This is a genomic window from Streptomyces sp. NPDC001980 (assembly GCF_040296885.1).
GTDB lineage: Bacteria > Actinomycetota > Actinomycetes > Streptomycetales > Streptomycetaceae > Streptomyces.
In genome coordinates, this window is the sequence record NZ_JBEOYD010000016.1 from 129,822 (window position 1) to 150,670 (window position 20,849).

At 72.3% G+C, this 20,849-nt stretch carries 15 protein-coding genes; 9 read left to right on the forward strand and 6 right to left on the reverse strand.

The features are described 5' to 3' along the window. Positions 1–2: 2 nt before the first annotated feature. On the forward strand, positions 3–1,253 hold the full coding sequence (locus ABT137_RS24880) for an alginate lyase family protein (protein WP_351712440.1): 1,251 nt from the start codon (positions 3–5) through the stop codon (positions 1,251–1,253). A gap of 108 nt (positions 1,254–1,361) precedes the next feature. Beyond that, entirely contained in the window at positions 1,362–2,921 is a 1,560-nt protein-coding gene (locus tag ABT137_RS24885) for a carboxylesterase/lipase family protein (RefSeq protein WP_351712442.1), read from the forward strand. On the opposite strand, the gene ABT137_RS24890 is transcribed toward ABT137_RS24885, so the two are convergent. The 3 genes from ABT137_RS24890 to ABT137_RS24900 form a co-directional block, all read right to left on the reverse strand. Further along, positions 2,895–3,953, reverse strand: a complete 1,059-nt coding sequence (locus ABT137_RS24890; RefSeq protein WP_351712444.1) for a LacI family DNA-binding transcriptional regulator — start codon at positions 3,951–3,953, stop codon at positions 2,895–2,897. The genes ABT137_RS24885 and ABT137_RS24890 overlap by 27 nt on opposite strands. 129 nt (positions 3,954–4,082) lie before the next feature. Then, entirely contained in the window at positions 4,083–5,000 is a 918-nt protein-coding gene (mmuM, locus tag ABT137_RS24895; protein WP_351712446.1) for a homocysteine S-methyltransferase, read from the reverse strand. Between the two features lie 63 nt (positions 5,001–5,063). After that, positions 5,064–5,960 (reverse strand): LysR family transcriptional regulator, encoded by an 897-nt coding sequence (locus ABT137_RS24900; protein WP_351712448.1) that lies wholly within the window; start codon positions 5,958–5,960, stop codon positions 5,064–5,066. Between the two features lie 120 nt (positions 5,961–6,080). On the opposite strand from ABT137_RS24900, the gene ABT137_RS24905 reads away from it, so the two are divergent. Genes ABT137_RS24905 through ABT137_RS24915 form a run of 3 tightly spaced genes read left to right on the forward strand, consistent with a single transcriptional unit; the run spans position 6,081 to position 8,908 of the window. After that, positions 6,081–6,920 (forward strand): LLM class F420-dependent oxidoreductase, encoded by an 840-nt coding sequence (locus tag ABT137_RS24905; protein WP_351712450.1) that lies wholly within the window; start codon positions 6,081–6,083, stop codon positions 6,918–6,920. Positions 6,921–6,957: 37 nt separating this feature from the next. Then, on the forward strand, positions 6,958–7,803 hold the full coding sequence (locus ABT137_RS24910; protein WP_351712452.1) for a PhzF family phenazine biosynthesis protein: 846 nt from the start codon (positions 6,958–6,960) through the stop codon (positions 7,801–7,803). Next, positions 7,796–8,908 (forward strand): aminoglycoside phosphotransferase family protein, encoded by a 1,113-nt coding sequence (locus ABT137_RS24915; protein WP_351712454.1) that lies wholly within the window; start codon positions 7,796–7,798, stop codon positions 8,906–8,908. The genes ABT137_RS24910 and ABT137_RS24915 overlap by 8 nt, the downstream gene beginning before the upstream one ends. Before the next feature lie 4 nt (positions 8,909–8,912). Here the strand turns inward: ABT137_RS24915 and ABT137_RS24920 are convergent, their stop codons facing one another. Then, positions 8,913–11,009 (reverse strand): autotransporter, encoded by a 2,097-nt coding sequence (locus tag ABT137_RS24920; RefSeq protein ID WP_351712456.1) that lies wholly within the window; start codon positions 11,007–11,009, stop codon positions 8,913–8,915. Positions 11,010–11,226: 217 nt separating this feature from the next. On the opposite strand from ABT137_RS24920, the gene ABT137_RS24925 reads away from it, so the two are divergent. Then, positions 11,227–12,636 carry an RICIN domain-containing protein gene (locus ABT137_RS24925; RefSeq protein WP_351712458.1) on the forward strand — a complete coding sequence of 470 codons (1,410 nt, stop codon included), beginning with the start codon at positions 11,227–11,229 and terminating at the stop codon, positions 12,634–12,636. A gap of 7 nt (positions 12,637–12,643) precedes the next feature. Here the strand turns inward: ABT137_RS24925 and ABT137_RS24930 are convergent, their stop codons facing one another. Beyond that, complete coding sequence (locus ABT137_RS24930) at positions 12,644–14,323, reverse strand: rhamnogalacturonan lyase B N-terminal domain-containing protein (RefSeq protein WP_351712460.1); 1,680 nt, start codon at positions 14,321–14,323, stop codon at positions 12,644–12,646. Positions 14,324–14,512: 189 nt separating this feature from the next. Between ABT137_RS24930 and ABT137_RS24935 the strand changes: the two genes are divergently transcribed. From ABT137_RS24935 to ABT137_RS24945, 3 genes are all read left to right on the forward strand, one after another. Next, positions 14,513–15,571, forward strand: a complete 1,059-nt coding sequence (locus tag ABT137_RS24935; protein WP_351712462.1) for a rhamnogalacturonan acetylesterase — start codon at positions 14,513–14,515, stop codon at positions 15,569–15,571. Positions 15,572–15,724: 153 nt separating this feature from the next. After that, the gene (locus tag ABT137_RS24940) at positions 15,725–17,422 is read left to right on the forward strand and encodes a DUF2264 domain-containing protein (protein ID WP_351712463.1); all 1,698 of its coding nucleotides are present in this window, start codon (positions 15,725–15,727) and stop codon (positions 17,420–17,422) included. Positions 17,423–17,446: 24 nt separating this feature from the next. Further along, entirely contained in the window at positions 17,447–19,441 is a 1,995-nt protein-coding gene (locus ABT137_RS24945; RefSeq protein WP_351712465.1) for a PE-PGRS family protein, read from the forward strand. Here ABT137_RS24945 and ABT137_RS24950 read toward each other — a convergent pair. Continuing rightward, on the reverse strand, positions 19,431–20,813 hold the full coding sequence (locus tag ABT137_RS24950) for a hypothetical protein (RefSeq protein ID WP_351712467.1): 1,383 nt from the start codon (positions 20,811–20,813) through the stop codon (positions 19,431–19,433). The two genes, ABT137_RS24945 and ABT137_RS24950, sit on opposite strands and share 11 nt — an antisense overlap. Positions 20,814–20,849 lie beyond the last annotated feature (36 nt).

A 20,849-nucleotide genomic window follows, 5' to 3' on the forward strand; every position in this document is an offset into this window, starting at 1 on the left:
CGATGAGCCGCACTTCCCCCCACGAGCACCTCCGCGGAACAGAGTTGAGCCGCCGCGGTCTGCTGAAGACCGCCGGCGGCCTCACCGCCGCCCTCGCCCTCGGCGGCGCCACCGTGGCCACGACCGCGCACGCGGCCCCGGCCACGTTCACCCACCCCGGCATGCTCCACAACGCCGGTGACATCAACCGTGCCAAGGTCAGGGTCGCGGCGGGAACCGACCCCTGGCTGTCCGGCTGGAACAAGCTGACCGCCAACTCCCACTCCCAGTCGACCTGGACGAACCGGGCGACCGCCACGATCATCCGCGGCGGCGACGGGCAGAACTACAGCCTGCTCTACAACGACATCGCCGCCGCCTACCAGAACGCCCTGCGCTGGAAGGTCGGCGGCACCGAGGCGAACGCGGTCTGCGCCGCGAACATCCTCAATGCCTGGTCCAGGACACTGACGACGGTGACCGGAAACGCCGACCGGTTCCTCGCGTCCGGCCTCTACGGCTGGCAGTTCGCCAACGCCTGCGAGCTGATGCGCGACTACTCCGGCTTCGACCTCGCCGCGGCCCAGTCGATGCTGGCCAACGTCTTCTACCCGCTCAACAACAGCTTCCTGACCAACCACAACGACGCCTGCATCACCAACTACTGGGCCAACTGGGACCTGTGCAACATGGCCTCGGTCCTGGCCATCGGGATCCTCAACGAGGACAAGGCCAAGTACGACCAGGCCGTCACCTACTTCAAGTCCGGTGCCGGCAACGGCTCGATCGCGCACGCGGTGCCCTACCTGTACACCGACTCCGACGGCTACGCCCTCGGCCAGTGGCAGGAGTCCGGGCGCGACCAGGGCCACACCGTCATGGGCATGGGGCAGATGGGCGCGGTCTGCGAGATGGCCTGGAACCAGGGCGACGACCTCTACTCCTACGACGACAAGCGGTTCATGAAGGCCGCCCAGTACGTCGCCAAGTACAACATCGGCGACGACGTCCCCTACACCACCTACACCTGGGGCACCGGCCAGAGCTGCGCCCAGTCGTCCCAGACCGTCGTCTCCGCCGGCTCCCGGGGCCAGATCCGCCCGGTCTGGGCGATGCTCCACTTCCACTACAACCGGCGCCTGTACCTCGACGACAAGTACATCTCCGCCATGTACTACGACCTGGTCGCCCCCGAGGGCGGGGGAGGTGACTACGGCTCCGACAGCGGCGGCTACGACCAGCTCGGCTTCGGCACCCTGATGTACGCCAAGTAGCCGCGCGTATCCGCCCGACCGCCGTGTGTGCCGGAATACTGGAAGCGGATGTGGTGCTCTTTTCTTACCGGCGTGCCGGCACACGCGGCGGGAGGAGCTGGTGGGCGGATGACGGCAGACCGGACGGAGCTGAAGGACCCCGTGGCCGACACCCCGTACGGGGCGGTGCGCGGCAGGTGGGAGCGCGGGGTCGCCGTGTTCCGCGGTATCCCCTATGCCGCCCCGCCCTTCGGGGAACACCGGTTCCGTCCGCCCGTGCCGCCCGAGCCCTGGGACGGCGTCCGGGACGCGGGCGCGTTCGGGCCGACGGCGCCCAAACCGCCGTACTCGCAGGCGTTCGCGCAGTATCTGTCCGACCCGGTGATCCCCGGTGACGACTGCCTCAACCTCAACGTATGGACCCCGGAGCCGGGCCCCGGTGCCCGGCTCCCGGTCCTGGTCTGGCTGCACGGCGGCGCCCTGACCAGGGGATCCTCGGCCGTACCGGTGTACGACGGGCATGCGTTCGCCCGGGACGGGGTCGTCTTCGTCTCGGTGAACTACCGGCTGGGCGTGGAGGGCTACGGCCTGTTCCCCGACACCCCGCCCAACCCCGGGCTGCGCGACCAACTCGCCGCCCTGCGCTGGGTCCACGACACCATCGCGGCCTTCGGCGGCGACCCGGCCCGCATCACCCTGTGCGGCCAGTCCGCCGGCGCCATCAGCACCGGCGCCCTGCTCGCCGCACCCCAGACCCAGGGCCTGATCCGCCGGGCCGTCCTGCAGAGCGGCCCGCCCGAGGCCTCGGAACGCGACAAGGTACGGCGCATGGTCCGCCGGATGGCCAGCAGGCTCAGGATCCCCGCGACCGCCCAGGCCTTCGCCGAGGTCGACCGGGAGCTGCTGCTGCGCACCCAGGCCGAGGTGGGCCGGCTCAGCAGCCCCGTCCTCGGCGGCCCCGCCTTCGGGATCGTCGTCGACGGCGACCTCGTCCCGCGCGACCCGCTCCAGGCCCTCCTCGACGGCGAGGCGGCGCTCGGCGTCGACCTCCTGATGGGCTGGACCCGCGACGAGTACCGGCTCTGGCTGGTCCCCGGCGGCCTCGTCGACCACGTCGAGCGGCTCGGCCCGGTCGCCCTCGCCGGTGCCATGGCCCGCTGCCACGTGGGCCACGAGGTGCCGCGCGGCTACCGCACCCTGCGTCCCGAGGCGGGCCCCGCCGAGACCGTCGGCCAGATGGTCACCGACCACCTGCTCCGCCGCCCGCTGCACCGGCTGGCCGAGGCCCGCCCCGGCTCCGCCTACCTCTACGAGTTCGCCTGGCCCTCCAACCGCCCCGGCCTCGGCGCCTGCCACGCCCTGGAACTGGGCTTCGTCTTCGACACCGGGGAGGACCCCGACTCGGCCCGGCTGGCCGGCGAGGGCGCCCCGCAGGAGCTGGCCGACGCGATGCACGGCGCCTGGGTCCGCTTCGCCACCACCGGCGACCCCGGCTGGCAGCCCTGGGACGACACCCACCCGGTGCGCGTCCTCGGCGACGGCGAGCCCCACACGGTGTTCGGCCCCCGGGACGAGGAGTTCGCCCTCTGGCCCCCCGGCGTCCCTCCGCCGCACCCCGAACGAACGGCCGAACTGGCCCTGGCGGTACGCCGGCTGCGCCGCTCAGTGGCCGCCGTACGCCGCCACTGAGTCCCGTACCACCACATGCGTGCCGAGCAGCAGGTGCTCGTCGGCCGACTCCCCGCCGTGCCCGAGCGCGGTCCGCACGGCGAGCCGCCCCAGCTCCTCGTAGGGCACGTGCACGGTGGTCAGGGCCGGGTGCAGGTCGCGGGCGAACGGTATGTCGTCGTACCCGGCCAGCGACACGTCCCCCGGCACCGCCAGGCCCGCCTCGTGCAGCGCGGTCAGCGCCCCCGCCGCCACCATGTCGGTGGCGGCGACCACCGCACTGAACTCCAGCCCCCGCACGAGGGCCTGCCGCATCAGCCGGTGCCCGGAGTCCCGGGTGAAGTCGCCGTGCAGGAGAAGAACGGGGTCGGGGTCGAGCCCCCGGGCCCGATGCGCGGCCAGGTATCCCCGCTCCCGCCCCATCGCCGTCGTGTGGTCCGGCTTCCCGCCCAGGAACAGCACCCGCCGGTGGCCCTGCGCGAGGACGTGGGCGACCAGGGCGTAGGCGCCGCCCTCGTTGTCGTACTCGATGACCGTGACCGGCGCGCCGGGCCCGAGCGGCGGCCGCCCGCAGAGCACCAGCCGCGACCCGGCCGAGGCGAGCGAGTCGGCGACCCGGCGGGTCCGGTCCCGGTACTCGGGCGTGTCCGCAGCCCCGCCCACCAGGATCACGGCGGCGGCCCGCTGGGCCCGCATCATCTCGATGAACTCCAGCTCCCGCCGCACGTCACCGTCGGTGCTGCACACCAGTGACAGATGCCCGAGCCGCGCCGCCTCCCGTTCCACGCCGTACGCCATGTGCGCGAAGGACGGCCCGGTGATGTCCTCCAGCACGAAGGCGAGCGTGGGCGTACCGACCCCGGCGACCGCCTTGGCGCGAGCATCGGCGACGTAGTCCATCTCCCGGACGGCACGCAGCACGCGGCTGCGGGTGGCGGCACTCACGGGATAGTCGCCGCCGAGCACGCGAGAGACGGTGGAGGCCGACACCCCGGCGCGCGCGGCGACATCACGAATGGTGCTCCGCCCCGCCTCTTCGCTTTTCCTGGTCAACCCCACCCCCGCCAACCGGTTCCCGACGGGACAGTAGCGCCCCTTCAGGGGCGCGGGGAACTGCGCGACCAGCCCAGAACGACCCGCAGTCGCTTACCGTCGGCACCGCCCACGGCGAACACGCGCCCCTCAAACCACCCGCGCAATCCCGGCAATCGCCTCCGGCCCCACCCGACAGCACCCCCCGATCAACCGGGCCCCCGCATCCCGCCACCCCACCACCTGCCCGGTGTCGAACAACGACCGCCCGGTCCACGCCCGCGCCTCCGCGTCCCACACCTCCCCGCTGTTGGGATAGACGACCACCGGCTTCCCCGTCACCCGCGCCGCCACCTCCACCGCACGGTCCACGTCCTCCGGCGCACAGCAGTTCACCCCCACGGCGATCACCTCGTCCGCGTCGGCGGCCAGGGCGAACGCCTCCTCCAGCGGCTGCCCCGCCCGCGTCCGCCCACCCGCCACGCTGTACGACAGCCAGGCCGGCACCCCCAGCCCCCGCACCGCCCGCAGCAACGCCGCCGCCTCGTCCGCGTCCGGCACGGTCTCCAGCGCCAGCACATCCGGCCCCGCCCCGGCCAGCACCTCCAGCCGGGGCCGGTGGAACCGCTCCAGCTCCCCGACGCTCAGCCCGTACCGCCCCCGGTACTCGGAGCCGTCCGCGAGCATCGCCCCGTACGGCCCGACCGAGGCGGCCACCCACAACGGCCGTACGATCCCTTCCGCCCGTGCCCGCCGTACCGCGTCGCGCCCCAGCGCCACGCTCAGCGCGAGCAGCCGGGCGGCCTCCTCGTGGGAGATCCCGCGCTTGCCGAAGCCCTCGAACGTGGCCTGGTAGCTGGCGGTGATCGCGACATCCGCGCCCGCCCTGAAGTACGCGAGGTGCGCGTCGCTCACCGCGTCGGGGCGGTCGGCCAGCAGACGCGCCGACCACAGCTCGTCGCTCAGGTCGTGCCCGGCGGACGCCAGCTGGTTGGACATGCCGCCGTCGAGCACGACCGTCCCGGCGGCGAGGGCGTCGGCGAGGCTGGGGGAGTGGTCGCTGGTCATGCCTCCGACGCTAGTCGACCCGGCAGCGAAACGACCGACCGCGTCCACGGTGCGGGCAGCCCCCTACGAGCAGGCTGCCGTGCAGAGGCAGCAGGCGTCGATGAAGACCCGTACGGCTCTGCGGTGGTCTTCCGTGCGCCGGACGACGGCGAGCTCACTGGGAGGGAGACCGCTGACCGGCCGGCAGGTGACGTTCTCCCGCCGGTAGATCTCGGCGTTGCCCGCGGCGAGCAGGGCTGCCCCGAGCCCTGAAGCGACCGCTTCGAACGTCTCGTCGGCGGTTTCGGCCGTCGCGGCGATGCGCGCCGGTGTCCGGCGACGGTCGTTGCCGAGCCAGAAGTCGCGGAGCGCTCCGGCCGTCGCCGGAAGGGCGATGAAAGGCTCGTCGGAGAGATCCTCGAAGGAGACGACCGGGCGGCCGGCCAGACGGTGACCGGCCGGAAGAGCGACCCAGCGGTCCTCCCTGGTGATCACCTTGTGCGCGTAGTCGCCACCCGTCGGGACGGGCAGCCAGCCGATGGCGACATCGACATCGCCGCCGGCGAGTCCCACCGTCGGGTCGGCCCAGGTGATCTGGCGGAACCGGAGTCGCCAACCGGGGAGCAGCTTCTCCATCGTGGCGGTGACGGCCGGGATGAGTCCGCGACCGATGCTCGTGTGGAAACCGACCGTGAGCGTGGAGTTCTGGGCGGCCATGGCGTCGGCGATCGCACGCTGGGCTTCCTCCCACTGCTCGATCAGCCGCCGTGCCCGGGGCAGGAGGGCGCTGCCCGCGGCGGTCAGGGTGACGGTCCGCCGGTCACGCTCGAAGAGCTCGGTCCGCAAGGAGAGCTCCAGCCGGCGGATCTGTTTGCTCAGCGTCGGCTGTGAGACGAAGAGCCGGTCGCTCGCGGCCCGGGTGAAGCTGAGTTCCTCCGCGACCGCGACGAAGTAGCGCAGGTCCCGGATGTGGACATCCATAGCCGAAGGCTATAACAGCAGCTCTTGGACAGCGGGTGCGCGGAATTCGATGATGGGTGGCGTGGGTGCGAGCAGGGCGCCGAGGTCCTCGCCGCCCGGGGCACAGGGAGGTGGGCACCGGTGGAACTGGGCGTCAACGGGCTGAACGCCAAGGCCGTGTTGGGACCTGCGGAGACCGTCCGGCTGGCTCGGCTGGCGGAGGAGCTGGGGTACCGGTCGTGGTGGGCCGGTGAGCACGTGGTGCTGCCCAGCCCCCGGGTACCGGATTCGCCGATGGAGCCTACGGATCCGATTCTCGACCCGCTGGTGCACCTGGCCTACGTCGCGGCCGTCACCGAACGGCTGGAGCTCGGCACCGGGATCGTCATCCTGCCGCAGCGCAATCCGCTGGTGCTCGCCAAGCAGGTCGCGAGCCTCGACGTGCTGAGCGGTGGCCGGCTGTCTCTGGGGGTCGGAGCCGGCTACCTCGAACCGGAGATGACCGCTGTCGGAGTGCCGTACGCGGAGCGTGGCCGGCGCACCGACGAGTACCTGGACGCGATGCGGGCGCTGTGGACCCAGCCGGCGCCGTCCTACCAGGGCCGGTACGTGGCCTTCGACGGCATCGACGCACACCCGCGGCCCGTCGGGGAACACGGACCGCGGATCGTGATCGGCGGCCACAGCCCGGCCGCGTTCCGGCGGGCGGTCGCGCGCGGCCACGGGTGGTTCGGCAACGGCGACAGCCCGGAGGATCTCGCCGGGCATCTCGCCGGGCTGCGGAAGGCGGCCGCCGAGGTCGAACGCCCGGAGTGGCTGGGCCGACTCGAGATCAACTTCACGCAACTCTCCCCGGTGAACGCCGACTCCGCCCGGCGCTACGCCGACCTCGGCGTCGACCGGCTCGTGGTCTACCCGCTTCCGCTGGAGGATCCGGCGGACGTCGCCGCGTTCCTCGAACGTCACGCCGGCCTGTTGTGACGGCGCCTCGGCGGCGTCCTGCTCTACGCTCGCTGCCGTGAACGTCACCATCGTCCGTGCCTGCCTGCGCGACGGCCGCGGGGGCAGCCCCACCGCGGTCCTGGACGACACCCCGCTCACCGACGACGAGCGCCGCGAGGTGCCCGTCCGGGCCGGTACGTCCCATGCCGTGTTCCTCTCCGCCGACCCGGACGGCGGCGGGGCGACGCTGCGCTTCTTCACCGCCGAGGGCGAACTGCCCGGCTGCGGCCACGGCACGGTCGCGGCGCTGGCCGTCCTGGCCGCCCGCGCCGGCACCCGCGAGGTCACCCTCCGGACGCGGGGAGGCACCCTCGCGGGCCGGGCGATCCGGCACGACGGGAACGGCGGCCTGGAGGCCTGGTTCACACCGGGCCCGGTCGGCCTGCGCGCGCCCGAGGCCGGCGAACACGAGGACGTCCTCACCGCCCTGGGCGTCGCCGGGGACACGCCCGGCTGTGTCGTCGCCACCCTGGGGCGGCCGCGACTCCTCGTCCCGCTTCCCACTCGGTCCGCCGTCTCCGCGCTGACCCCGGACCTCGACCGCCTCCGCACCGCCTGCGACCGGCCGGCCCTGCTGGGCTGCTACCTCTACTCGGCCCCGGCACCGGACGGCCGGGTCGCGGCCCGTATGTTCGCCCCGTCGATCGGCGTCCCCGAGGACATCGCCAACGCCAACAGCACGGCCTGCCTGGCCGCCCACCTGGCCCGCGACGGCCTGCGGGGTGTCACCGCCGACATGGGCGACTCGCTCGGTACCCCGGCGACGGTCAGGGCCGTCGTGCGCCACGAGACGGACGGCCCGGGGATCCACGTGGGCGGCGCGGCGGAGATCGCCCGCGAACTAGCCTTGGGCCATGCCTGAGACGACACTCCAGGACACCGAGGCCCGCGAGGTGCTCGGCGCGGACGGAGCCGTTTTCGACCCCCTCGTCCACAACCCGAAGAACGGCGTCACCGGCGGCGTGTGGCGGGTGAGCGCCGGTCGCCGCTCGGCCGTTCTGAAGGTGCTCACCCGCAGCAAGGAGGCCACCGAACGCTGGGCCGCCTCGGACGAGCCCCGGCACTGGAACTACTGGCGGCGCGAGGCGCACGTCTACGAGTCCGGTCTCGCCCAGGTCTGGCAGCCCTACGGCATCCGCGCGCCCCGGCTGCTCGCTCTCGTCGAACGGCCCGACGGGGATGTCGCGTTGTGGCTGGAGGACGTGCCGGGGGAGCCGGCCACCGACTGGCCGCTCGCCCGGCACGTCGAGCACGCCCGCCGCCTCGGCGCCGCCCAGGGTGCCGCGCGGCCCGACGACCACCCGTGGCTGACCCGCCGCTTCCTGCGCCGGTACATCGGCGGCAACACCCTCGGCCAGGAGCTCCTGGACGACGACGAGGCCTGGCGGCAGCCCCTGGTCCGCGACCACTTCCCGCGTGGCCTGCGCCGCGAGATGGTCCGGCTGCACCACGACCGCGAGTGGTTCCTCCAGGTGCTGGAGGCCCTGCCGCGGGCCTTCTGCCACCTCGACATGTGGCCCGCGAACCTCCGCTCCGACGGCCCCGCCACCGTCGCCCTCGACTGGTCGTTCGCCGGGGACGGCGCCCTGGGCGAGGATCTCGGCAACTACCTCCCCGACTCCGTCTTCGACCTTTTCGTCCCGGCCGCCCGGCTGCCCGGGTACGCGGCGGCGGCCTACGACGCCTACGTCCAGGGCCTGCGCGAGACCGGCCGGGACTTCGACGAGCGGCTGGTACGGCTCGCGGTGTGCGCCTCGGCGGTGAAGTACGACTGGCTGACCGCCCTGATGCTGGCCCGCGCCGGCGAGGCGCAGCTGGACTACGGCGGTGGCCGCCCGGTCTCCGCCGAACTCCGTTACCGGGAACGGGGTCTGACGCTCGCCTTCCTCGCGGACTGGGCGGCCGAGGCGCGCGCTCTGGCGCCGGAACTGGGCTTTCCGGAGCCGCCGAGCGGACGGCACCGGTAGCCGGTCAGGCCGCGTGCCGCCTGCTCCTGCGGCGGCTCCTGCGCTGCCTGCGCCGGGTCGCCGGGACCATCAGGCCGCCGAGGAGGCCTAGGGCGAGGGCGTAGGGCCACCAGCCGAACGGCTGCGTCGAGTCGGCGGCGGAGCGGGTGGTCACCGTCGGGGGAGCGGTGGGCGTGGTGTCGGTGGGGTCGGCCTTGGTCGAGGCCTGCGCCGACTCCGCGTTCAGGACCACGTCGTTGCCGTCGCCGCCCCGGTAGGTGAGCCGGTAGACGGTGTCGGCCAGCTTGACCGCGGCGCCCTCGGCGAGGCCGTCGAAGGCCCCGGTGGTCGGGGCCTTGCCGGTGTGGTCGACCACGGTGATGCGGCGGGCCGGGGCGGTGCCCGCGGCGGACATGTCGAGGGCACCGGCCAGGGCGACCCGGCCCGTCACCTTCAACGGCCCCTTCCGCAGCACCAGTTCGCCCCGCCGGTGCTGGGTGTAGTCCCCCTTCACCGTCAACCCGCTCGCGACCAGGCTGTCGTTGGTGACGGAGCCCAGCACGGTGCCCGTCCCGGAGAGCGCGGTCAGCACCCGCAGGCCCGCCGGGCCCGGGTCGAGCCGGGCCCCGGCCGAGGTGAGGCGGATCGCCTCGCTGTGCGCGAGGGTCGCCCCGGAGCGCAGGGCGAGGGTGCCCTGGCCGACGGTGGTCGTCCCCGTGTACGTCACCGCGCCGCCGGTGAGCGTGGTGGTGGCCGCCCCCGACTGCACGAGGGACCCGGAGCCGCCGACGTGTGCCAGGCGGATCGGCGTCGAGGTGTTGCGGACGATCAGGGTGCCGTCGTTGTCGATGCGCTGTCGTGCGGTGCCCGTCAGGAGCGAGCCGTCGCCGCCCTTCGTGCCCGAACCCAGCCGCAGCACCGCGCCGTTCTCGATCGTCGTCGAGCCGTCGTAGTCCTGGGCGGCCGCGAAGGTCACGTCGTTCCCGCGGGTGCCCGCGATCACGACGTCCCCGGCGCCGGGCGCGGCCAGCGTGTCGTGGTAGCGGCCGCCGCCGATCGGGGCGCCGAGGGTCACCGGGCCGTCGTAGTCGAAGGTGAGCCGGGAGCGGCGGCCGCTCGCCTCGTGCAGGTTGACGTAGACGGTGTCCTTCGTCCCCGGCATGAAGATGCGGTGGGTCGTCCCGTCGCCCCAGTGCACGTCCGCGCCCTCGATGTTGGTGCCGCGCTTGTTCGACTGGTGCGGGATCGGCTTCCAGTTGAGGGACGGGTCGCTCAGCGACGGGTTCGTGTCGCCGCCCCGGTCGCTGTAGCTGTACTGGCCGGTGAGGACCACTTTGCTGCCCGGCCGCGAGTGGACGTTGACGTCACTGCCGTACTCGCGCTGGAAGAAGTCCTGGCGCAGGGTGACCGTCTGGCCGAGCGGGGTGTCGATGATCCAGGAGCCCTGGTTGAGGATCGCGCGGGCGTCGGGGAGGGACACGGGGTACTCGGGGCGGCCGACGGCCATTCCCGTGCCGTTGTCGATGACGCCGGAGAAGGGCTGGGTGCCCGCCAGGTCCAGCGTGCCCCACATGTTCCGGGGCTGGGTCACCAGGCCCGAGCCGCTGATGGTGCCGATGTTGAAGGTGCGGGTCAGGGACAGCCGCAGGGTGCCGTCGACGCGGATGTTGAGCTGGTTCAGCTGGTAGCCGGGCGTCTGGTACGGGAAGTGGCCGATCAGACCGGTGCCGCCGCCCGTGCCGTACTGCAGGGTCGTACCGCGTTCGACGGTGATCGCCGGCGGGTCGGGGTGGGTGACCGTCGTGTACGGATGGTTGCCGCCCAGGGTGCGCACGACCTGCCGTTGCCGTGCCTTCGGCAGGGTGAAGTCGCTGTCCCTGGTGAGGATCAGCGTGCCGCCGCCGCGCACGGTGAGCGTGCCCTCGCCGTGCAGGACGCCGTCGTACGTGGTCGTCCCGGCGGGCACGGTGACGACGGTGTCGCCGGTGAGGGTCACGTCCCGGTCGGCGAGCACGTCGGCGGTGACGTCCCGGGCGCCGGCGGCGAGGACGGGAGGGGCGGAGGACAGCAGGGCGGCCAGGGCGCCGGCGGCCGCTGCGGTGGTGTGGAGAAGGGTGCGCACGTCATCGGAGACGGCGCGGACGGCGGCGGATAACAGAAAACCGGGCCCGGACCGCGTGCAGTCGGAAATCGCTTTCCCCCATGTCTCGTCAGACCCGTTGACCTCCTCGTAACACGCCCTTACCTTTTCGGCGATCACAACGTTCGTCATGGCAAATGCCGTTCGGAATGACGAACGATCGTCGGATCGAACCTTCCCCTTGAGGAGCGTGTGTGAGATGAGACGTGCGTACGCGATCCTGCTGTCCCTCTGCCTGGCGGTGATCGGCGCCCTGGCCGCCGCGGGACCGGCCGCGGCCGCCGCCCAGACCGTCACCAACGGCACCCAGTTCACCGACACCTCGGGGAACATCGTCCATGCCCACGGCGGCGGGGTCATCAAGGTCGGCGGCTACTACTACTGGTTCGGCGAGGACCGCAACTCCGACAACACCTTCAAGTCGGTGGACGCCTACCGCTCCACCGACCTGAAGACCTGGGAGTTCCGCAACCACGTCCTCACCCAGTCCTCCGCCTCCGAGCTCGGCACCGCCTACATCGAGCGCCCGAAGGTCATCTACAACGCATCCACCGGCAAGTTCGTGATGTGGATGCACAAGGAGAACGGCGTCGACTACAGCCAGGCCCGCGCCGCCGTCGCCGTCTCCGACACCGTCGACGGGACCTACACCTACCAGGGCAGCTTCCAGCCGCTCGGCCAGTACATGTCCCGCGACCTCACCACCTTCGTCGACACCGACGGCACCGCCTACATGGTCTCGGCGGCCAACGAGAACGCCGACCTGCACATCTACAAGCTCACCGCCGACTACACCGGCATCGACAACCTGGTCGCCAACCCCTGGGCCGGCGCCAGCCGCGAGGCCCCGGCCCTCTTCAAGCGCAACGGTGTCTACTTCATGCTGACCTCGGCCGCCACCGGCTGGAGCCCCAACCAGCAGAAGTACGCCACCGCCACCTCGCTCGCCGGCCCCTGGACCTCCTGGACCAACGTCGGCGACTCCACGGCGTACGGTTCCCAGACCGCGTACGTCCTCACGGTCAGCGGCACTTCCGGCACCTCGTACCTCTACATGGGCGACCGCTGGGGCAACTCCTTCGGCGGCACGGTCAACGACTCCCGGTACGTCTGGCTGCCGTTGACCTTCCCGACCGACACCTCGATGTCGATGTCCTGGTACCCGGAGGTGTCGGTCGACACGGCCGCCGGCACGGTCACCGGCACCAGCGCCACCTACAACACCCTGATCGCCCGGCACAGCGGCAAGTGCGCCGACGTGCCCAACCAGTCCCTTTGGGAGGCCGTCGCGATCAGCCAGTACACCTGCAATAGCGGCACCAACCAGAAGTGGTGGTTCAAGGACCTGGGCACCGGCTACTACGAACTGATGGGCCGCGGCAGCTCGCTCTGCCTCCAGGAGAACTCGGCCGACGTCACCCAGGAGGACTGCACCGGCGCCACCGCCCAGCAGTGGTCGGTCGTCACCTCGGGGTCGTACGTGAACATCAAGGCCCGTACGTCGGGTGAATGCCTGGACGTGAGCGGCGCGTCCACCGCCAACTCGGCCGCCATCATCACGTACACGTGCAACGGCGGCACGAACCAGCAGTGGACGCGCGGAACGTGATGCCGGATCAGTTCAGCAGGTCGATCGCGTCGATCGACGTGCCGGCGCTGAGGAAGGACGTCGTCCCCGAGCCGCTCGCCACGTAGATCTTCAGCGTGTTGTAGGCGCTGGTGTCCGTCAGCCAGGCGGACGCCGGCACGCTGTAGGTGAACGTGTAGTTGTTGCCCCGGTACGAGCCCACGGTCAGCGACCGCGTGCTCGGCTGGGTGGGCGGCGAGGGGACGGCCGAGGTCCAGGTGTCGTTGACGACGACCTGCGGCCGGCCGTTCGCGTAGGCCGTCGTCACGCCGATCCGCAGGGTGTGCGCGGCGGCGGCCTGGGCGGCCGTCAGCTTGAAGTAGACGACGATCCCGCTGTTGACGTCCTTCCACAGGTAGCAGGGGAAGGCCGAGGTCTCGGTGCCGCTGCCGATGACCACGTTCCCGGTCCAGGACGCGGCCCGCACGTCGGACGGGTGCATGTACGTCATCAGGTCGGCGTTCTTGAAGCCGCCCGGCGTGCCGTCCCAGTTGTTGATCCGCCAGATCGCGGAGGCATTGCTCGGGTCGTTGGAGGACGGTACGGCGATGGTGTTGAGGGTGGTGGTCGCACCGGCGGAGACGGTCACCGAGCCGGAGTAGACGGCCAGTTCGCCCTTGAACACGGTCAGGGTGTACGTCCCCGGCAGCACCCCGGTGACTGAGAAGTAGCCGTCCGACGCGCGCGCCGAACCCCAGTACTGTGCCGCCGAGTTGGCGAGGCCCACGGTGTACGCGTACGCCGTGTCCCGCCCCGTGATGCCGACGCCCGCGACCCGGCCGCGCCCGCCCGCCGCCACGTACCCGGAGATGCCGAGCGAGTCCGCCCACGAGGTGGTCAGGGTGCCCGGGTAGAGGGACGAGGAGGGCGCGCCGCCGTCCGTGAGGGCGATGACGTACGGGCCCTGGAGGCCGTACCGCTCCGACTCGGTCTGGTTCTCGCCGTAGTACAGGATCTCGTACAGCCCGCCGCCGTCGGCGCTCTGGTGGCGCAGCAGCGAGCGGTAGAACGGGCCGCCGGAGGCCTTCTCGTGGTTGCTGCGCACGATCCACAGGCCGACGCTGCCGGTCGTCCAGCCGATGGAGTCGTAGTCCATCACCCGCAGCTTCGAATAATGCTTGGCGCGGGTCTGGCCGTCGGACTTCTCGAAGACGTCCGCGGACTCGATGACGGTGGGCGCGTAGGTGTAGGAGTCCGGCTCGTCGTTGAGGAACAGACCGGCCTTCACGCGCACGATGTACCGGGTGGCGGTGACGGACGAGTCGGCCTTGTTGGTCCAGAGGTAGACGTTGTTCTCGCCGCTGCGGGCCGCGTAGTAGTGCTTCAGCGTGCCGTAGGCGACCGAGATCAGGATCGTGGTGCCGGACTGGGCGATGGTCACCGTGGAGGTGCCGAGGCCCGACTCCACGTGCGAGTTCTTGCCGCCGTAGCCCTGGTACTCGGTGCCCTTGTAGACCAGCGAGGTCAGGTCGCCGTTGGTCTTGCTGACCTTGAAGACCAGGCTGGCGCCGGTGTCCACGACGTAGTTGGAGCCGTCGTCCGACCAGCCGAAGCTCGCCGCCGAGGCGGTGCCGGCCAGCGGGCCGGTGAGGGCGGCGGTACCGGCGGCGGCCGCGCTGCCGAGGACGAAGGTGCGGCGTCCGAGCGGTCTCCCGGTGGATCCGGACATGGGGGTGCCTCCTTCGGTGGGGCGGGGGTGCGGGTGAGTGTGAGAGTGACAGTTGAATCGATTTCGCGAAAGGGCTTTCGCCGTCATGGGGTTGGCAGTTTGCGGAAATGGGTCCAAGGGCTGGAAAGCGCTTGCCAGCTTGGGGTACGGTCCGCGCCAGGTCATGTCGCCACGACGGAGGAGTCCCGAGTGAGACGTTTCAACGGTGTCCGTGCCGCCGCGCTCGCGGCGGCCGTCCTCGCCGCCTGCCTGACGGCCGCCCCCGCCGCCCAGGCCCACGGACGGCGGCCGCCCCTGGGCATCGAGAACTGCACCGCGACCGCCTGCCACTTCGACGTCCCGCCGGGCGACTACGACGTGACGGTCCGGCTCGGCGGCGCGGCCGCGTCCGGCACGAGCATCGGCGGGGAGACCCGCCGCTCGCTCCTCCCCGAGACGTCCGTGGCCGCGGGGCGGCACGTGACCCGCGGCTTCACCGTCAACGTCCGCACCCCGGAGGGCGAGCCGACGGGCCCGGACGGAACTCCCGGGCTGGACCTCACCATCGGCGGCCCGGCCCCCGCACTCGCCGGCATCCGCGTCACCCCGGCTTCCCGGCACACCCGGCAGATCTTCCTGGTCGGCGACTCCACCGTCTGCGACCAGCCCGCCGACCCCTACTCCGGCTGGGGCCAGCAGCTCCCGCAGTACCTGCGCAAGGGCGTCGCCGTCGCCAACTACGCGGACTCCGGCGAAAGTACGGTGACCTACCTCCAGAACCCGCAACTCTGGGGTACCGTCCAGCCGTTGATCCGCCCGGGTGACCTGGTCCTCATCCAGCTGGCGCACAACGACAAGACGACGGACGAGGCGACCTACCGGGCGAATCTGGAGACGCTGGTGGCGGGCGTACGGGAGAAGGGCGGGCGGCCGGTGCTGGTCACACCGATCGTGCGCCGCTGGTTCAATGCCGACGGCACGCTGAACAACGACATCGCGCTTCTGGTCAACGGGCTCGGCGTCAATCATCCTGAGGTGATCCGCTCGGTCGCCGCCGCCGAGGACGTTCCGCTGATCGACCTCACGGCGAAGACCAAGGCGCTGGTGGAGTCCCTCGGCGTGGAGGGCTCCAAGGCGCTGTACCTGTACAACGAGAAGAAGGACAACACGCACACCTCCGCGTACGGAGCCACCGTCTACGCGGGCCTGGTGCGCGACGAACTGCTCGCCCAGCACCTGGTGCCCCGGGGCACCGTGCGGGCGGAATGAGCCCCTGGGGCGTCCCGACCGGAACCGGGGCGCCCCAGGTTCGACTGGCACGAGACTCGGTACGAAATCCGGCGCGAGGTCTGGTGTGAGGTCCGGCGCGAGATTCGGTACGAGGTTCGGTACAAGGTTCGGTACGAGCGAGAAAGAGCACCGATGCAGCTGCCTCCCGAGGACCGCGGCCCCAGCCCGCGCACCGGCTACACCCGCGCCCACTGGGAGGCCGCGGCCGACGCGCTGCTCGCCGCCGTGGAGCCGTACGCCACCCCGGACCGCGCCCTGTACCACCTCCCCGGCGACCGCCAGAGCTGGTCGGGCCGGCTCTCCGACGGCCTGGAGGGCTACGCCCGCACCCTGCTCCTCGCCGCCTTCCGCCGCGACGAGACCGCGCTGCAGCGGTACGCGGACGGACTCGCGGCCGGTGTGTCGGGCGTCTGGCCGCGCATCGAGGACCGCAGCCAGCCGCTGGTCGAGGCGGCCTCGGTCGCCCTCGCCCTGCGCCTGACCCGCCCCCTGCTCTGGGACCGGCTCGACGACGCCGTACGACAGCGCGCCGCGGCCTGGCTCGCCGACGCGCTGACCGCCGAACCCTGGCCCTGCAACTGGGAGTTGTTCCCCGTGACCGTCGGCGGCTTCCTGGCCGAGGTCGGCCACGAGCCGGAGGCCGCGCACCGTGCGATCGACCGCGGCCTGGCCCGCATCGAGGACTGGTACGTCGGCGACGGCTGGTACACGGACGGCGACGGCCGCAAGTACGACTACTACAACGGCTGGGCGATGCACCTCTACCCGGTGCTGCACGCCTGGCTCGCCGACGACGAGAAGCTGCTCGACCTGTACGGCGGCCGCCTGGAACGCCATCTCGCCGACTACGCCCGCCTGTTCGGCGGCGACGGCGCCCCGATGCACCAGGGCCGCTCCCTGACGTACCGCTTCGCGACCACGGCCCCGCTGTGGCTGGGCGCCCTCACCGGCCGTACGCCCCTGTCCCCCGGGGAGACCCGGCGACTCGCCTCCGGAGCGCTGAAGTACTTCCTGGACCGGGGCGCGGTGGACGCCCACGGACTCCTGACCCTCGGCTGGCACGGGCCCAACGCGGCGGTGCTGCAAGGCTATTCGGGCCCGGCGTCCCCGTACTGGGCGAGCAAGGGCTTCCTCGGCCTGCTGCTCCCGCCGGACCACGCCGTGTGGACGGCCACGGAGGAACCGGGCCCGGCGGAGCGCACCGACGCGGTCACCCCGATCGCGCCCGCCAACTGGCTGCTCCAGTCCACGCGTTCGGACGGGGTCGTCCGCCTCCACAACCACGGCAGCGAGGACGTCCGCTACGACCCCTACTACACCCGGCTCGGCTACTCGACCGTGACGGAGCCCTCGGCGTCGTACGACAACAGCGTGATCGTCGGCGACGACCCGAGCCGCACGCGGATCGAGCCGCTGGGCGTGGGGGAGGGCTGGGCGGCCTCCCGGCACACGGCCGGTTCGGGCGCCCGGGTGACGAGTGCGGTGCTCGTGCACGGGGCCGTGGAGGTGCGGGCCTTCCTGGTGGCGGGGGCCGGGGCGGGGACGCCGGTGCGGGTGACCGGCTGGGCCGCGTCGGAGGGGCTGCGGGCCGAACTGCTGCCCGCCGTGGGCCTCGACGACGCGCTGACCGGGGTCACGGGGGAGGGCCCGACCCTGTTCGCCGCGCTGAGCCGGCTCACCGGGGCGGCGGATGCCGAGCCGCTGGCGGAGACGGTGACGGTCCGCGCCGAAGGGGCGAAGGAGTTGACCGTGCTGTGGAGCGGGGGACCCGGTCTGCGGGTCCGCTGGCAGGACGACGGAGTGGATGTGCAGCACCTCACGCAGGGCTGAGCCGCGTCGGGCATGATGCCGATCATGGGGCGGAGAGAAGAACTGGTCGAACTGCTGGGGCGGGCCGGGCTTGAGCTGGTGGCGGACCCGTGTGTCGAGGAGGTGGTGCCGCCGCCGGTGGCGTGGCGGCACGTGATCGCGTGGGAGGCGGAGCCGACCGTGGAGGTCGCGCTCGACCGGCCCGATGCGGTCGCGGAACTCAACGCGCAGTGGCACCGGTTGGCGTCCGGGGCGGGCCTGCTCGACGGTGACGGGGTGTTCCTCGTCGACTTCCACGGCAACGGGCCCAGGCGCTGGATACGGGTCCGGCTCACCGACGACTGGGACCTCGCCGGAGTCTTCGGTGAGCGGCCCGGACGGCCCGAGTTCTTGACGCTCTCCCTGGACGGCGACGCCCTGGTGGGAGCCACGACGGAGGAGTACACGGTCTGGCTGGTCGCCGTCGACCGGATCAGGGAGCGGCAGGAGGCGGCCGCGCAGGAGGCCGCCGCGGAGACCGACGAGGACCGGGCGGTTGCCTGGGAGGCGCTGTTCCGGGGGCCCAGGCCCACACAGGATGTGCTGGACTCCTGGGCGAGCGGTCTCTCGGTCAACCCGGCCACCCCGAAGGATCTGCGGCCGCTGCTGCTGAAGAAGTCCTCCTACGCCATGTACGGCGCCATGCCGGCGGATGTCGTGGACGCGCTGCTGGCCGACCCGGACTGGAAGGTCCGGATGAACGCGGCCGAGCACCAGCCGAACATCACGCCCGAGCAGTGGGCGCGCGTGATCGCGGCCGAGCGGGACGAACGGCAGAGGTGGCTCCTCGCCATGATGGCCGCCGACCGCTGCGCCGAGCTGCCCGAGGACACCTGCCGCGAGCTGGCCGCCGACCCCTCCGCACGCGTGCGCTGCGAGGCCGCACGCCTCAAGGGCTTGCCCGCCGAACTGGCGGTCGCCCTGGCCACCAGCGAGCCCGACGGCGGGGTACGGGCGGTGGCCTGCGTGACCGCCTGGCCGCATCTCGACGCCGCGGCACGGACAGCGCTCCTGACCGACCCGTACGACACGGTGCGCGAGCGGGCGCTGCCGCTGCACCACCGGGACCACCCGATGCCCCGGCCGGTGTACGAGTCCGGGGACGTCAAGCGCGAGGCGCTGGAGAGCTGCCGGCTGGAGCGCGAACTCGCCGAGCACCTGGCCCGCCACGGCGACGCGGACGAGCGCCGCTCCCTCGCGTCGAACCCGCGGCTGGACCCCGACCTGGTCGCCCTGCTCGCCGGCGACCAGGACCCGTGGGTCCGCTGGTCCGTGTCCGTCCGCGCCGACCTCACCGAGGAGCAACGCGCGGACATCCCCGTCGACTTCAACCCGGACGGCCGCTACTGGCCGCTCGACTGGGTCATGGCGCTCCACGACGACCCCGAGGCCATGAGCCGCCTGGCCGCCTCCGCGCACCCCCTCGTCCGCAGAAGTGTCGCCCGCGCCCGGCATCTGCCACCGGACGCGGTCGCCCGCCTCGCCGACGACGAGGACCGGGTCGTACAGCTCTTCCTCGCCGAGTCCTGCGACGATGCGCCCCCCGAGATGCTGCTGCGGGTGTGGCAGTGGTGGACCGGCAGCCTGACCACCCCCGACCGCCCGCGCAGCCATCCGAACTTCCCCCGCCAGGGCCTGCTGCGGTACGCGGACGGCCCGAGCCCGCGCATGCGCCGACTGGCCCTGGACGACCCCGAGTCCACACCCGAGCTGGTGGAACGGCTCAGCTGCGACCCCAGTGACGAGGTACGCCACCGCGCCGCGACCGACCCCCGGCTGTCCGCCGTCGCCGCCGCGCGGCTGCTGGCGGATCCTCATGAGCACATACGGCAGGCGGCCGCCCTCCATCCGAACCTGCCGGTACGGCTCCTGACGCAGCTGCTCCGACGCGGCGGCGTCGAGACCGCCGCCCGTAATCCGGCGCTGCCCGTCGAGGTCATGCGCCGGATGGTGGAGTCGCTCGGCACCGCGGACGGCACGGCGGCACGCGTCACGGCGTGAGACGGGCGATCCGCAGCGTCGTCGTGGTCGGCGACGCGCCGGTGAGGGACGTGCTGTAGCTCGGGGTGACGGACGCGTACGCCCAGGCGAGGGAGGAGTCCTTGAGGACCGCGATGTCACCGGTGAACCGCGCGCTCACCACCTTGTCGGCGCCGACGGGCGTGCCGTTCCAGTCGACCAGCCGCAGGTGCGTGCCCGTGAAGGTGCCGGTGCAGGTGCCGGCCGAGCACTTGGCGTTCTTCAGGGACTCCCAGGTGACCAGGAGCTTGTCCTTGCCGTACGGGGCGAGGTGGACGTCGACGTTCTCGACGGTCTTGGCGCTGGTGAGGTAGATCGCCTTGCCGGGACCGGAGTTGCGGTTCTTGAGGAAGGCGATGGCGACCTGGTGGGTGGCGGTCTTCGGGGTGACCGTCCAGCCACGGCCGCTGCTGTCGTCCGGGTTCTTCTTCGCGGAGGCCGCGCCCCGGGAGGCGAAGGCGGTCGCGTACCTGCCGGTGGCGGACTTCACCAGGTCGCCGGTGCGGCCGGGGAAGGTACCACCGCAGTACCCCGCCCAGCACTGCTCCCGCTGGACGACCGGGGCCACGTCCGGGGCGCCGATGCCGGTGGAGACGAACAGGCCCGAGCGCCAGTCGTCGAAGCAGAGGGAGGTGAAGGCGCCGGAGGTCTCGGCGTGCAGGGCGATCCCCTCGTTGTGGCTGCAGCCCCAACTCCAGCCGCCGCTCAGCTTCTTGCCCCCGGCGCTGACGTACGACAGCTTGTCGCCGAAGTGCCCGTCGGCGAAGCCGCCCGCGCCGTGCACCACGAAGTAGGCGCCGTACTTGGAGCCGTTCCAGGTGAGCTGGCCGTCGAGGGTGGGGGAGGTGTCGTGGGAGGCGGTGCCGGTGAGCTTGGTGGTCCAGGTCTTCTTGCCGCCGGTGTAGCGGACGATCGCGGCCGCCGTCTCCTTCCACTTGTTGGTGTCGGAGACCCGGGTGAGCAGCGCGAACCCGTTGGTGTGGGCGACCAGACCGCCGACCTCCTTGGCGCCCTTGACGACCGTGTCGGCGCCGGACCGCTTGCCGGCCGCGGTGAGCGGGGTGACGTGCACGCCGTCGGCGGCGGGCCAGGCGACCCGGATCGTGCCGTCGGGGGCGACCGCGGTGGCGGTGCGGTTCCACTCCCGGGTGTTGTTGTAACCCGCGGAGAGGTAGGGGTACTTGGCGCCGAGGCTCACCGCCGTGGACGTGACCGTGAGGTCCGGGGTGGTGGCCGCGCCTGCGGTGGCGTACCAGGCGCCTGCCAGCAGTCCGCCGACGGCGAGGAGCCCGATCGCGGGCTTGCGGTAGGCGTGGACCCGGCGGTGGGTCGGGGTGCGTGGTGCGGAAGTCATGCCCTGTGGTTGCCGCCGGGTCCCGGAAGGTTGCCG